Raw genomic sequence first — 14,011 nt, 5'->3', positions numbered from 1 at the left:
GCTCAAGACCGCTTTCATTGTTAGCCTTTCCAGCGCTTGTCACCACTTTTAAAAATCTACTCCTGAATAGAAATCGGATGTATGTTCCAAATTTCACTTGCGTAATCTGAAATCGTTCGATCACTGGAAAATTTACCAGAGTGGGCAATATTGGTGATGCTCTTTTTTAACCAGTCTTGGTTGTTGCGATAGGCTTGCTCGACAAGCTCATGTGCCTCCAAATAAGAATCAAAGTCCTTTAACACAAAATACTCGTCATTATTATAGAGGAGGTTGTAATAAATATCCTTAAACTCCACATCATCATTTGTAAGAAATGGATGAACAAGCTGGTCTAGCAATGTGCGAATGCGTTGATCACCATTATAAATATCACGGGAACGATACGCTCCCCTTTCTTGAAAAGCAAGCACCTCGTCAGCCGTTAAGCCAAATGTAAATATATTATCTGGGCCGACCATTTCTTTTATTTCAACATTCGCACCATCTAACGTTCCAAGCGTAAGTGCACCATTCATCATAAGCTTCATATTTCCAGTTCCTGAAGCCTCTTTGCTGGCTGTAGAGATTTGCTCGCTAACATCAGCTGCTGGAATAATTTTTTCAGCCAGCGACACATTGTAATTTTCTAGAAAAATCACTTTTAGTTTGTCACGGGCGATCGGATCTTGATTGATTTTATTGGCTGTTGCATTTATAAGCTTTATGACTTTTTTCGCAAAATGATAGCTTGGAGCAGCTTTGGCCGCAAAAATAAACGTTCTTGGAGCCATGTCTACATGAGGATGAGCCCGAATCACCTGATAGAGGTGAAGGATGTGAAACGTATTTAACAATTGCCGTTTATACCCATGAAGACGTTTAATATGGACGTCAAACATGGAATGAGCGTCAATGGTCAAATGGTAGTGCTCTTGAATAAAATTCGCCAGCTTTGTTTTATTTTCTTGCTTTACCTTTGCGATTTGCTCTTGTACAGAAGCATCATTTGCGTATTTTAGCAAACCAATTAATTCTTTTGGTTCCTTTATCCAGCCTTTTCCAATGATATTTGAAATGAGATCAGCTAGGTTAGGATTGGCACTTAAAAGCCAGCGGCGATGGGAAATACCATTTGTTTTGTTTGTGAATCTTTTTGGAAAGGCCGTATAGAAAGGTTTCATTACACTTTTCTTTAAAATCTCAGTATGAAGCTTTGCAACCCCATTCACACTTGAGCTGCCGACAATCGCAAGGTGGGCCATATGAACCTGTTCAAAGGAAATGATCGCCATGTCTGAAATTTGATCACGAAGTTGGGGGAAGTCATGCCAAAGCTGCTGGCAAAAACGCTCATTAATTTCTTCAATAATCATGTAAATACGTGGAAGGAGTGATTTCATCATATGGACAGGCCATTTTTCAAGCGCTTCACTCATTGTCGTATGATTTGTGTAGGCCACCGATTTCGTTGTAATCGTCCATGCTTCCTCCCAACTAAGGTTTTCTTCATCTAAAAGCAGTCTCATTAGCTCAGGAACGACAAGGCTTGGATGAGTATCATTGATTTGAATACAAATTCTGTCAGGGATGAGAGATAGTTGTTGATTGCGCTCTTTGAAGTGACGCAAAATGCTTTGTAAGCCTGCTGAGACGAGAAAGTATTGTTGCTTAAGTCTTAAAAGCTTTCCTTCAAAGTAGGAATCATCGGGATAAAGAAACTCTGAGATTTGTTCAACCGATTGCTTGTAGTCTAAGTAATGGTAGTAGTCATTTCGATCAGATGAATGAAAATGAAAGTCGTTTGAGGTAGACTCGGCACTCCAAAGCCTGAGTGTATTGACGGTATTATTTTGATATCCAGCGATTGGAATATCATATGGAATGGCAAGTACCCGTTCATAATTGTGATGATGAAATGAGAGGCGCCCATTTTCTACACTTGTTTTGACTTCACCACCAAAACGAACTTCTACCGTCTTATCTAGACGCTTTGTTTCCCACACATAGCCTTCCTCTAACCAATAATCAGGGAGTTCGACTTGATAGCCGTCCACCATTTTTTGTTGAAAGAGACCGTATTTATAGCGGATTCCACAGCCATGCCCAGGTAATTCTAGTGATGCAAGAGAATCGAGGAAGCATGCTGCTAGTCGGCCAAGGCCACCATTGCCAAGGCCCGGGTCATGTTCTTGAGAAAGAATTTCCTCAAAGTTAAACCCCATTTCTGCAATGCTTTCTTTACAAACGTCATACATTTCAGTGTTAAGTAAATTTGAATAAAGCAAGCGCCCTAACAGGAACTCCATTGAGAAATAGTATACTTGCCTTTCCTTGCTCTGTTGATACATGTCCTCAGTTTTTTTCCATTTATGTTTGAGGATGTCTCGAATTAAAAGCCCAACGGTTTGAAATACTTCAAGCGGTGTTGCGTTATCAACCTTTTTTCCAAATACTAACAATAGCCGATCGCAAAATTTACGTGTGAAGGTGGCTTTATCCATTGTCATTGCATGAACTCTCCCTTTGAGACAAGCTGTTGATACAGCTTTTTATATTGCTTTGCTGAAATATTCCAGCCAACTTTTGTACGATAGATGTTTCTAAGAAGCTGTGACCATGCTTTTTCATCTTTGTAAAAAGAGAGGGCCCGGCGAATCGTATAGAGCATGTCATCTGCGTTGTAATTCTTGAAGCTAAATCCATTACCTTCTTCTGTATGTTCATTGAATGATTGGATGGTATCCGCTAAGCCACCTGTTTCCCTGACGATTGGAACCGTCTCATATTTGATGGCGATGAGTTGACTTAGTCCACACGGTTCAAATTGAGAAGGCATAAGCAAAAAATCAGCTGCAGCATAGACCTGGCGAGCCAACCCTTCATTAAATGTGAACTTTACTCCGATCTGTTCAGGGTACGTTTGTGCTGCCTCACTTAACGTGCGTTCGAAGTGAGGCTCTCCTGTACCGAGCACAATGAGCTGAAAGGAAGAATTGGTCATCCATTCATGGAGGACACTCGCTATTAAAGCTAATCCTTTTTCTTCCGCAAGACGAGACACAATCGCAATGAGTGGTATTTTTTTTGAAGGAGGTAACCCAAACTTTTTTTGAAGGAGCTGTTTGTTTTCTCTTTTTTTCTTTGGATGCTGTTTGTAATTTTTCGTAAGGTTTGGATCAGTTTCTGGATTAAAATCGTCTTCATCAATGCCATTTAAGATCCCTGATAAGCTGTCACGCTTCATTGCCAAAACGTGATGGAGACCTTCACCACCAATTTTTGTTTGGATTTCGTTCGCATAGGTAGGACTCACGGTTGTAACCCAATCTGCATGGACAAGGGCACCTTTTAAAAGGTTAATCGCCCCATTCATTTCAAGTCCTGCAAAATGCTCTCGGTTAAAATGAAGCAATTCTTCAAAGATAGAAGGCGGGAAGCTACCTTGATAGCGCAGATTGTGAATCGTAAAAATGGCAGGAAGCGGATTTTGCACATGGCCTGTTTTCATATAGGCTGGAATGAGTCCAGTTTGCCAGTCATGGCAATGGACAAGGTCTGGGTACCTATCTAGTTGTGGAAGTGCAGCTAGTACAGCATGGGTAAAAAAAGTGAATCGTTCAGCATCATCAAACTGTCCATATAATGTTTCACGATAAAAATAAAATTGATTATCAATAAAATAATAGGTAATACCTTCATGGACAAGTTGTTCAAGGCCACAATATTGGTTTCTCCATTTTACAGGAACTGTAAAGATAGCTTTTTGAACAAGCTGTTGCTGCCATGTCTCTGGTAACTGCTTGTATTTAGGAAGAATAACGGAAGCATATACCCCTTCTTTTTTTAGAGCTTTCGGTAGGGAACCAACCACATCGGCTAGCCCACCCGTTTTAAAAAAAGGCGTGCATTCAGATGCGACAAACAATACATTCAACAAGTCCAGCTCCTTTATAAAATAAAGTAATACGAAAGTTACATCGCTTTTCGCTTCGCAATGACGAAGGGCTGCTCCGGTGCTCCAGCAAATGTGCGATTTGGAGAGATGTAAATGTCTTTATCAAGAATGGTATGGTCGAGTGTCGTACCTGCTTGAATTTCACACCGTTGCATGATGATGGAATTGTTGATCGAAGCCCCTTTTTCTACATAGACTCCTCGGAAAAGAATCGAATTTTCTACATGCCCTTCAATCACACAACCATTCGCGATGAGTGAGTTGAATACCTTTGAACTCTTTAAATATTTTGCCGGGGGTTCATCTTTTACCTTCGTGTAGACTGGGGGACGGTTGACAAATAATTGTTTGTATCCCTCTGATTTTAGTAATGCCATGCTATGTTTATAGTAGCTCTCAACAGAAGAGATGACCGACAAATATCCTTTGTATTGATACGTGTGAACATTGAGCTGGGACAGGTTTTCACCAATGCCATCGTAGAAAATGTTTTGTTTTTGTCGGCCGATGCAATGATTAACGATCTCTAATAAAAGCTCTTTTCGGATAAGGTACATTTTCATATAAAGATGAGGATTGTTCAAATCATTTGTTAAACTTGAAAGCCTTCCATTTTGAGTGAATTCTAGTTTCGTGGCATAATGACTGCTTTCCTCTAATAAAGGAACGGTTTGATAGACTACGGTTACATCGGCACGGGTCTCAAGATGCTGTAAAAAGAGTTCATTGTAATCAATGTTGCATACATGCTGGCTGCCGCTTATTAATACATACTCGGCTGAGCCTCGCTTGAAATAATCTCGGTTATTGTGAAAATGCTGGAGATCGCCTTTCGAGATATCAGTGGGATCATTCCAATCAGGGGGCAAAATGAACAATCCCCCTCGCTTACGATTTAAGTTCCACTGTGCCCCTGTCCCAAGGTGATCCATCAATGAACGGTATTTTTTTCTGGCAAAAACGGCGATTTCACTGATTCCTGCATTCACCATATTGGAGAGCACAAAATCGATAAGTCGATAACGTCCAGCAAATGGAACTGCAGCGGCACAGCGAAAATAAGTTAATTCTTGGAGCAGGTCTTGCTCATTATCTAAATTGATGACTCCCATCATTTTTTCCATTTTTTCTTCCCTCATTTCAAACAATTCCTATATTTTTTGAAAGGCTCTATCCATTTACTGCAAATGAGTGCTGTAGCTGAGTCTCATGATCAACGACAAGAATATCGTCGGGATGGCTTGGTGCTAGGGTTGTACCTGAAGGAATGATGACTCCTTCATTAATGATCGTTCGGTTAATGTTGACATTTTTCCCGATATGAACATTTGGAAAAATGACAGAATCTGTCACCGTCGAATTTTCGCCAACATGTACGGCATCAAAGAGGATGGAGTGATGAATGTGACCGTGAATCATACTACCTTCATTGACGAGAGAGCATGATACCGCTGCTGTAGGAGATAAGTATTGAGGAGGATGATTTCGATTAACAGAATAGATCCGCCAGTTTGGGTCGTTTAATTTCAAGGATGGTTTCTCTTTCAGAAGATCCATATTTGCTTCCCAAAAGCTTTTTACTGTTCCTACATCTTTCCAGTAACCGTGGTAGGAGAAAGCAACAAGCTTTTTTTGCTCCTGCAGCATTTTAGGAATTATATCTTTTCCAAAATCGTGAGTGGAATGTTCGTTCTCAGCATCATTTAATAAATAAGCTTTTAGTAAAGGCCAATTAAATATATAAACACCCATCGATGCTAAGTTGCTTTTCGGTTTAGCTGGTTTTTCAGTAAAGTCGGTAATTTGTGACTGGTCATCCGTATTCATAATGCCAAATCGACTTGCTTCATCGAGAGGAACCTCGATAACCGAGATGGTTGCATCTGCTTGATGTCTTTTATGAAAAGCAAGCATGGTTGCGTAATTCATTTTATAAATATGATCACCTGATAAGATGAGGATGTAGTCTGGGTCATATTGTTCAATAAAACAAATGTTTTGGAATATCGCATCTGCAGTTCCTTGGTACCAAGATCCACCACTTTTTTCGATAAAAGGAGGAAGAACCGAGACGCCTCCGTGGTTTCGATCTAAATCCCAGGGACTTCCAATACCAATATGACCATTTAAAGCAAGTGGCTCATACTGGGTTAGCACGCCAACCGTGTCGATTCCTGAGTTTGTACAATTGCTCAATGGAAAGTCGATAATACGATATTTCCCGCCAAAATGGATCGCAGGCTTTGCTAGTTTTTTTGTTAATTGACCAAGACGCTTTCCTTCACCTCCGGCAAGAAGCATACCTACACATTCTCTTTTTACTCTCAAACAAATCGCCTCGCTCTCTAGCTTCTCAATCATTTATTTTTTTCTTGTTAACAAATCAATTATGTCTATGCAAAGGAAAACGTTTACCATTCCATTAACTTTTATAGAAACGGAATCTTTTCTTGGATCAAGATTGATTTTTTTGTGTAAAAGAATTTAGGGAAAAAGTCATAAATGTCGAAAAAAGCGGAAAAAGACTAGCCTAATCCAGTTCAATATACTAAAATCAAACTAAATCAAAATAACTAGGGTGATGACGATGAGTGTCGTAATCGAGCCTTTGTATGATAAAGAAAAAACGTGTTTACTATGTCAAAATTCCTTTAATACCAAGCGCTTACGTTCCCGCTTTATTCGAACGAAGCACGTTCAAAGTGATTTTTGTACAGAATATAAAGATCCGACTTTAAACCCAATGTTTTATGAGGTTGACGTATGTCCGAATTGTGGCTTTGCGTTTACTGAAGCATTCTCATCAACATTCCCACCAGAAACGATGGAGACGATCAAAACAAAACTGAAAAATTGGAAGTTTCAAGATTTTGGTCAAGAACGGACGGTAGAGCAAGTCATTCGTGTGTATAAGCTTGCTATACTCACAGCGAACTTAAAAAAAGAAAAGCATGTGATCATTGCAGGTCTTTGTTTACGGCTCGCTTGGCTGTATCGATTTTGGAATGATGAAGAACAGGAGCAGCGCTTTCTTACTGGAGCGTTGGAAAAGTATAACGCTTCTTTTCGATCTGGTGATTTTAAAGACATGAACATGTCTGAGTTGAAATTACTTTATCTTCTTGGAGAGCTAAGCCGTAGAGTTGGACGTGTAGAGGATGCTATTCAATATTTTTCAAGGGTTGTTCAACATAAAAATCGACACACAGAACCGAAAATTGTCGAGATGGCTCGCGAGCAATGGTATGAAATTCGTAATGGTCAAGAAGAAGTACCTATACCTAACTAACATAATGCTTCATTTTAAAGCCCCTTACTCAACGGTTCGATGCATCCAATCGATTCATTCACTTCATGATTAGCACACCTCCTTTTCTTTTTTAGGTAAGGATGAGATAGAGTTGTCCAAGGGTTAAGTTATCAAATTTTGCGAGGAATCTTTCTATTATCAGACTACGCACGAATTGTACAAATCATTCTAGCTGATGGAGGATGTTATCATGAATGTAAACCATGTAAACGCTATAAGCAGAGCGACAAAAGGGATTTTAACAAATCATCTTGGAGTAGAGGTTACTCCCTTAAAGGCAAGTGCTGGAAAGGGAAATGTTCCTTCTAGAGATGTTGCAGTGATTTTAGGTATAAAAGGTGAATTAAGTGGCCAAATTATATGCACGTTTTCTAGTGAGACAGCCAAAAAGATCGTAAGTGTAATGATGGGTGGTATGGAGATTCAGCAGCTAGATGAAATAGGGTGGAGTGCTGTTCAAGAATTTGGAAATTGGGTAGCTGGCACCACTGCTACAGAGCTATCAAAAGAATCATGCATCATTGATGTCACACCGCCAATCGTTAATGAAGGAGAATCAAAGTTTCATTCAAGCTATCCATACGTAACGGTTCCATTGACGAGCATTATTGGAGAAATTGATGTCCATATTGCAGTAAAAGAAGAGATACTAGAAGCTCATTGAGAAAACTCAATGGGTTTTTTGTTTATCTGAATTATAAAATAATTCAATTTACATCGTCCAGTTTCCTACCAGCTATAAAAGAAAAAATATGGTAAGTAATCTTACAAAAAAATTTTTAAGCGCGGTTATATTCAAAAAGGGAATGAAAGCGCGTTTGTAGAAAGTGGAGAATGCTGTTCAAATTTTTTAAGAAAGGGTACACTTTCTTGTATGTTAAGAAAATATAATTTTTTTAACATAGGAGTTTATTGACGTAGTTAAAAATTTGAAGGCCTAAGTATAATTGCAATTAAGGCTTTCGCTGTGAAGGATTTGGCGAAATGCCAAGTTTTGTTTAAAAGAGAAGCAGGTAAATCAGTGCGTTTAATAGGCTGCGTACTTGGGAAATCTCAGAAAGGCTTGTAAAGGGGCGGAAAATATTGGAGAAAATCGATGTTTCAAAATTTGAGAAAAAGATGATTATTCGAAACATTGAAGAGAAGGATTTCGATGCAATTATCGACATGCAACGCATTTGTTTCCCGAATATGGAACCATGGAAACGAGAGCATCTTGAAAGTCATCTTAAGATTTTTCCAGAAGGTCAATTTTGTGTCGAGTATGATGGAGAGATCATCGGAACCTGTTCAAGTCTCATCATAAATTTTGATGAATACGATGATCAACATACATGGGATGAAATAACGGATCATGGGTACATAACGAACCATGATCCAGAAGGCTATAATCTATATGGCATTGAAGTCATGGTACATCCTGAATACCGTCGCATGAAAATCGGGCGTCGGCTCTATGAAGCAAGAAAGGATCTTGCAAGGGAGCTTAATTTGAAGAGTATTATCATCGGTGGGAGAATTCCTAATTATTACAAGTATGCAAAAGAGTTTACACCACGACAATATGTAGAAGAAGTCATCATGCATAACATTTATGATCCAGTATTGACCTTCCAGGTTATGAATGGCTTTACCTTAAAACGAATTAATCATAATTATTTGCAAGATGATAAAGCTTCAATGCGTTATGCGACTCTAATGGAATGGAACAATATTGATTATCGGCCGACGGTGCCAAAGCGCCAATTTAAAACGTCCTTTCCTGTAAGAATAACAACAATTCAATATGAAATGAAGAAAATCTCTTCGTTTGAGGATTTTGCGATCCAGTGTGAATATTATACAGATGTTGCTGCGAGCTATCACTCTGACTTTGCCGTATTCCCTGAAATTTTTACACTCCAGCTCCTATCATTTTTACCTGAAAAGAGTCCAAGCCGAGCAATTCGTCGCTTAACTGAATTTACAGAAGACTATATTGAACTTTTTACAAATCTTGCTGTAAAATACAACGTCAATATCATTGGAGGCTCTCATTTTGTTGAAGAAGAGGGCAAAATTTATAATATTGCTTATCTGTTTCGTCGTGATGGAACAATTGAAAAGCAATATAAGCTTCACATTACCCCGAATGAACGAAAGTTCTGGGGAATAAGTGCAGGGGATGAAGTAAGAGTCTTTGATACGGATTGTGGAAAAATCGCCATTCAAATTTGCTATGATATTGAATTTCCAGAGCTTGCCAGAATTGCAGTTGATAAAGGGGCAAACATCATTTTCACACCATTCTGTACAGAGGACCGCCAAGGATATTTACGGGTCCGTTATTGTTCACAGGCTCGTGCGATAGAAAATCAAGTATACACGGTTCTCTCTGGCACTGTTGGAAATTTGCCAGATGTGGAAAATATGGATATTCAATATGCACAGTCAGGTATTTTTAGTCCCTCTGATTTTACCTTTGCCCGTGATGGAATTGTAGGTGAATGCAATCCAAATATCGAAACCGTTGTGATTGGGGATGTTGATTTGGAAATCTTACGCCGCCATCGTCGCGCAGGAAGTGTCAATCAGCTTAAGGATCGTCGTCACGATATTTACCAAATTATCTATAAGCAGCGCTAGTTACAAAAAAGCCCCCTCCTGTCATGTGAGTGACCTGCTCGACTGACGAAAGGGGGCTTTTTTGAGATAAACGTATGCATTTAATGATGTCTAGCGCAAGCGCCCTTCTTATCAATTTGAGCCATAACGTGTGTCGATTGGTTAGCCTTCGAAAAAACAAAAAGAATGGATGATGCATAATTTTAAATGAAATGGGCAAGGATGGTGAAGGAATGAAAGGAGGAAGACAATGAAACTTGAACGATCAATCCAGCTTCGGCCTTATGTTATCCTTTTCCTAGCGATTCCTTTCGTCATTGGTTCGATTTGGGCGTCTTATGTGATATTTAGTCCTAAAGAGCTCGTTACAGATTGGAGGATGGAGGTTGTTGGTCTTGAAGAGGCATGGGAGTCAGGAGAAGCAACCGATATTCATCTTTTTTTATATGATGAAAATGGAACTGGAATCGATTCTGCAAATGTTCAAATTAAATTCGATATGCCAGGAATGGTTCACCATATGGAAAAAACGATGCATCATGTGGAAAATGGTTTATATGAAACAGAGGTGATTTTTTCAATGGGTGGAACATGGGTCGGATTTGTTGAAGCAACAAATGGGGCAAAGGTGTTTCGAAATCCGTTTATTTTTGAGGTGACTGGACCAGTGATTGCTGAAGCAAATCGCGATCCGCAAGATCATTTTCAAGCTGAAACAGCTGAACTTGAATAATCGAGAAAGGGATAGTGGTTGACAGACAAGTAGCTCCTTGCTTAAATGAAGCATGTAACGAGGAAGGGGTCATTTATATGAGCAAACATTTTCAAGGACAACAAATACTTCCTGCTGCTAGAACAGCAAAGGAACTCGAGTCATTTTTGGATACAGACTTCCACTATATTATTTTATTAAACAGTCATGTCGCCCAATTAAGAAGTCTTGTTCGGCTTGTTAAATCAAACGGGAAAGAATTGTTGCTCCACGCTGATTTAGTGCAAGGTTTGCGCTCGGATGAATACGCTGCCCAATTTTTAGCACAAGATATTCGGCCGAAGGGACTTATTTCTACAAGAAAGAACGTTGTGCTAACGGCTAAAAAGAATAAATTACTTGCGGTTCAGCGACTTTTTCTTCTTGATTCGATCGCCCTTGAATCAAGTTACAAGCTACTTGAAACAACCAAGCCTGACTTAATAGAGGTTCTACCGGGGGTTATGCCTCATATCATTACAGAAGTCTATGAAAAGACGAAAATTCCGATTATTGCAGGAGGGCTGATTCGAACAGGTAATGAAGTCAGTGCTGCCTTAAAAGCAGGAGCTGTTGCTGTTTCAACCTCAAGAAAGGAATTATGGTAAAAGTGAAAAAATGTCCAATCGTAATTTTAACTAAATGATTTGACAGCGTTTTCAATCTGTGATTTAATGTAGATAAGTTAATATTCCTGTGACGGAGATTTGGAGACTAACGAAAACACTAACAAATGTTCATTTGTTAGCTGATTTTTGTTGGTCTCTTTTTTTTCGTTCTAACTTTAATTGTTTAGGGGGAGAAGACAATGCTACCATTTGTCGGGGAACTCATTGGTACAATGATTCTTATTATCTTTGGGGCTGGTGTTGTTGCTGGAGTTGTGTTAAAAGGAACGAAAGCGGAAGCATCAGGGTGGATCGTCATTACGACAGCATGGGGATTAGGTGTTGCAACTGCGATTTATTGTGTTGGGAACATAAGTGGAGCGCACCTGAATCCAGCGGTAACGATCGGTTTGGCGCTTGTAGGAGATTTTGCGTGGAGTGAAGTTCCAGGCTATATTGTCGCTCAATTGATCGGTGCGTTCATCGGTGCAACCTTAGTGTTTTTCCAATACTACCCTCATTTTAAAGCGACGGAAGATCGAGGGGCTAAGCTTGGGGTGTTTTCTACGAATCCTGCAATTAAGCATTTGCCTTCAAACTTTTTTAGTGAGGTTCTTGGTACGTTTATTTTAGTATTAGGGATTTTAGCAATTGGGGCAAATGAATTTACCGAGGGATTAAATCCTCTCGTTGTCGGATTACTTATCATTGTCATCGGTTTATCGTTGGGAGGGACGACAGGCTATGCAATCAATCCAGCCCGTGATTTAGGTCCAAGGCTTGCCCATTTTTTCCTTCCTATCCCGAATAAGGGCTCATCAAATTGGAGTTATGCGTGGCTTCCGATTATTGGACCGATTATCGGCGGTGGCTTAGGTGCTCTTACTTATGCAGCGTTGTTTGAGGGTATTTATTACAACGCATTATGGGTATTTATATTTGCATTCATTGTCGTACTCAGCTATACGATCTTTATAGAAAGACGCAAATCTCTAACGAGTAAAAATTCACATGTCTTGATGGCAAAATAAAGAGCAAGGGGGAAATAGAAATGGAGAAAAAATATATTCTTGCGTTAGATCAAGGAACGACAAGCTCACGGGCGATTTTATTTAATAAAGGTGGAGAAATCGTCGGCGTGGAGCAGAAGGAATTTGATCAAATTTTTCCGAAGCCAGGCTGGGTTGAGCATAATCCTAACCAAATTTGGGCTTCCATTCTTTCTGTCATTTCTGGTGTTTTACTTAAAACAAATGTAGAAGCAAGTGAAATCGCTTCAATTGGGATAACAAACCAGCGTGAAACAACGGTTGTATGGGAAAAGGACTCTGGACGTCCGATTTACAATGCGATCGTATGGCAATCACGACAAACGGCAGACATTTGTACTCGTTTAAAAGAAGAAGGCTATGGGCAAATGGTAACGGATAAAACAGGGCTCCTGATTGACGCATATTTTTCAGGTACAAAAGTTCGTTGGATTTTAGACCATGTGGACGGTGCGCAGGAGCGTGCTGAAAAAGGGGAGTTGTTATTTGGAACGATTGATACATGGTTGATTTGGAAGCTAACAGGCGGAGCGGCTCATGTGACGGACTACTCAAATGCTTCTCGGACGTTAATGTATAATATTTATGACCTAAAATGGGATGAGGAACTCCTTAAAATGCTGAATATTCCTGCCGTGATGCTTCCAGAAGTTCGTCCTTCCTCTGAAGTGTACGGGGAAACAATAGATTATCACTTCTTTGGTGAGAACATCCCCATTGCAGGTGTTGCTGGAGACCAGCAAGCAGCCTTATTTGGTCAGGCATGCTTTGAAGAGGGAATGGCGAAAAATACGTATGGCACAGGCTGCTTTATGCTTATGAACACGGGAGAGCAAGCGGTGAAATCGAACCACGGCCTATTAACGACAATCGCATGGGGGCTTGATGGAAAAGTTGAGTACGCTTTAGAAGGAAGCATTTTCGTCGCAGGCTCAGCGATCCAGTGGCTTCGTGATGGCTTGCGCATGTTAAAATCTGCAGCTGATTCTGAAGGCTATGCAACAAAAATTTCTTCGTCTGAAGGTGTGTATGTGGTTCCTGCTTTCGTTGGTTTAGGTACACCGTATTGGGATTCGGAGGTGAGAGGTGCAATGTTTGGTTTGACACGAGGCACATTGAAGGAGCATGTTGTTCGCGCGACTCTAGAATCTCTCGCCTATCAAACGAAGGATGTATTAACGGCAATGGAAGCAGATTCTGGCATTACATTAAAAACATTACGTGTTGACGGTGGAGCCGTTGCAAATCAATTTTTGATGCAGTTCCAGAGCGATATTCTCGGTGTCCCTGTTGAAAGACCGCTTATTCAAGAAACGACAGCCCTTGGCGCAGCATACCTTGCAGGACTGGGTGTCGGATTTTGGAAGAGCAAAGAAGAAATATCAAAGCAATGGATCTTGGAAAAAGATTTCAAAGATTCGATGGAAGAAGAGGAGCGAACATCTCTTTATGAGGGCTGGAAAAAGGCGGTTAAAGCTGCTCAAGCTTTTAAGTAAAGGCTTTATTAGCTGATTACTCTAAGCTCTGAACTTATTTCCAATGATGAAGGGCAATCGTTCTTGAATGGATAAAGAGTACCGATTCCACACATAGAACGCAGGGTTTTGCGAGAGTATTTTTTGCTTTTTACAAAAAAATTGGTTATACTGAAAATAAGTTAATCATTGGTCGGAGAAAAGGAGAGACCACAACACCCTATTTAGGAGTATGTCCAAATAGGGATGTTGTGGTCTTTTTTTGCATCGTAAAATC

General features: G+C 39.9%; 11 protein-coding genes. 7 read left to right on the top strand and 4 right to left on the bottom strand.

Annotation, left to right across the window (positions count from 1 at the left end):
• Nucleotides 1-56 precede the first annotated feature (56 nt).
• The 4 genes from BLT_RS0115755 to BLT_RS0115740 are packed head-to-tail and all read right to left on the bottom strand — an operon-like array spanning nt 57 to nt 6,298.
• Nucleotides 57-2,489: a glycogen/starch/alpha-glucan phosphorylase gene (locus tag BLT_RS0115755; protein WP_017728737.1), complete on the bottom strand. Its 2,433-nt coding sequence runs from the start codon at nt 2,487-2,489 to the stop codon at nt 57-59.
• Nucleotides 2,486-3,916, bottom strand: a complete 1,431-nt coding sequence (gene glgA / locus BLT_RS0115750) for a glycogen synthase GlgA (RefSeq protein ID WP_017728736.1) — start codon at nt 3,914-3,916, stop codon at nt 2,486-2,488. The genes BLT_RS0115755 and glgA overlap by 4 nt, the downstream gene beginning before the upstream one ends.
• Before the next feature lie 38 nt (nt 3,917-3,954).
• Complete coding sequence (gene glgD, locus BLT_RS0115745; RefSeq protein ID WP_026105154.1) at nt 3,955-5,061, bottom strand: glucose-1-phosphate adenylyltransferase subunit GlgD; 1,107 nt, start codon at nt 5,059-5,061, stop codon at nt 3,955-3,957.
• 46 nt (nt 5,062-5,107) lie between these two features.
• Nucleotides 5,108-6,298 (bottom strand): glucose-1-phosphate adenylyltransferase, encoded by a 1,191-nt coding sequence (locus BLT_RS0115740; protein WP_051045259.1) that lies wholly within the window; start codon nt 6,296-6,298, stop codon nt 5,108-5,110.
• Between the two features lie 226 nt (nt 6,299-6,524).
• On the opposite strand from BLT_RS0115740, the gene BLT_RS0115735 reads away from it, so the two are divergent.
• The 7 genes from BLT_RS0115735 (at nt 6,525) to glpK (ending at nt 13,755) form a co-directional block, all read left to right on the top strand.
• A complete protein-coding gene (locus BLT_RS0115735) occupies nt 6,525-7,226 on the top strand; it encodes a DUF2225 domain-containing protein (protein WP_017728733.1) in 702 nt (233 codons plus the stop codon).
• Between the two features lie 211 nt (nt 7,227-7,437).
• Complete coding sequence (locus BLT_RS0115730) at nt 7,438-7,911, top strand: chemotaxis protein CheX (RefSeq protein WP_017728732.1); 474 nt, start codon at nt 7,438-7,440, stop codon at nt 7,909-7,911.
• A 416-nt stretch (nt 7,912-8,327) separates the two neighbouring features.
• A complete protein-coding gene (locus tag BLT_RS0115725) occupies nt 8,328-9,872 on the top strand; it encodes a bifunctional GNAT family N-acetyltransferase/carbon-nitrogen hydrolase family protein (RefSeq protein ID WP_026105152.1) in 1,545 nt (514 codons plus the stop codon).
• A 229-nt stretch (nt 9,873-10,101) separates the two neighbouring features.
• A complete protein-coding gene (locus BLT_RS0115720) occupies nt 10,102-10,584 on the top strand; it encodes a FixH family protein (RefSeq protein WP_017728730.1) in 483 nt (160 codons plus the stop codon).
• A gap of 77 nt (nt 10,585-10,661) precedes the next feature.
• Nucleotides 10,662-11,210 carry a glycerol-3-phosphate responsive antiterminator gene (locus BLT_RS0115715; protein ID WP_017728729.1) on the top strand — a complete coding sequence of 183 codons (549 nt, stop codon included), beginning with the start codon at nt 10,662-10,664 and terminating at the stop codon, nt 11,208-11,210.
• A 200-nt stretch (nt 11,211-11,410) separates the two neighbouring features.
• Complete coding sequence (locus tag BLT_RS0115710; protein ID WP_017728728.1) at nt 11,411-12,241, top strand: MIP/aquaporin family protein; 831 nt, start codon at nt 11,411-11,413, stop codon at nt 12,239-12,241.
• 20 nt (nt 12,242-12,261) lie between these two features.
• Nucleotides 12,262-13,755 carry a glycerol kinase GlpK gene (gene glpK, locus BLT_RS0115705; protein ID WP_017728727.1) on the top strand — a complete coding sequence of 498 codons (1,494 nt, stop codon included), beginning with the start codon at nt 12,262-12,264 and terminating at the stop codon, nt 13,753-13,755.
• The last annotated feature ends 256 nt before the right edge of the window (nt 13,756-14,011 follow it).

This window comes from Halalkalibacterium ligniniphilum (genome assembly GCF_000334155.1).
In the GTDB taxonomy this organism is placed as follows: Bacteria; Bacillota; Bacilli; order Bacillales; family Bacillaceae_D; genus Halalkalibacterium; species Halalkalibacterium ligniniphilum.
This window is presented reverse-complemented; position numbering and strand designations above follow the sequence as displayed.

Excerpts from the sequence above, each read along its gene's own strand:
- BLT_RS0115755 (WP_017728737.1), bottom strand. The coding sequence starts at position 2,489 with ATGACAATGGATAAAGCCACCTTCACACGTAAATTTTGCGATCGGCTA.
- glgD (WP_026105154.1), bottom strand. The coding sequence starts at position 5,061 with ATGGAAAAAATGATGGGAGTCATCAATTTAGATAATGAGCAAGACCTG.
- BLT_RS0115740 (WP_051045259.1), bottom strand. The coding sequence starts at position 6,298 with ATGATTGAGAAGCTAGAGAGCGAGGCGATTTGTTTGAGAGTAAAAAGA.
- BLT_RS0115735 (WP_017728733.1), top strand. The coding sequence starts at position 6,525 with ATGAGTGTCGTAATCGAGCCTTTGTATGATAAAGAAAAAACGTGTTTA.
- BLT_RS0115730 (WP_017728732.1), top strand. The coding sequence starts at position 7,438 with ATGAATGTAAACCATGTAAACGCTATAAGCAGAGCGACAAAAGGGATT.
- BLT_RS0115720 (WP_017728730.1), top strand. The coding sequence starts at position 10,102 with ATGAAACTTGAACGATCAATCCAGCTTCGGCCTTATGTTATCCTTTTC.
- BLT_RS0115715 (WP_017728729.1), top strand. The coding sequence starts at position 10,662 with ATGAGCAAACATTTTCAAGGACAACAAATACTTCCTGCTGCTAGAACA.
- BLT_RS0115710 (WP_017728728.1), top strand. The coding sequence starts at position 11,411 with ATGCTACCATTTGTCGGGGAACTCATTGGTACAATGATTCTTATTATC.
- glpK (WP_017728727.1), top strand. The coding sequence starts at position 12,262 with ATGGAGAAAAAATATATTCTTGCGTTAGATCAAGGAACGACAAGCTCA.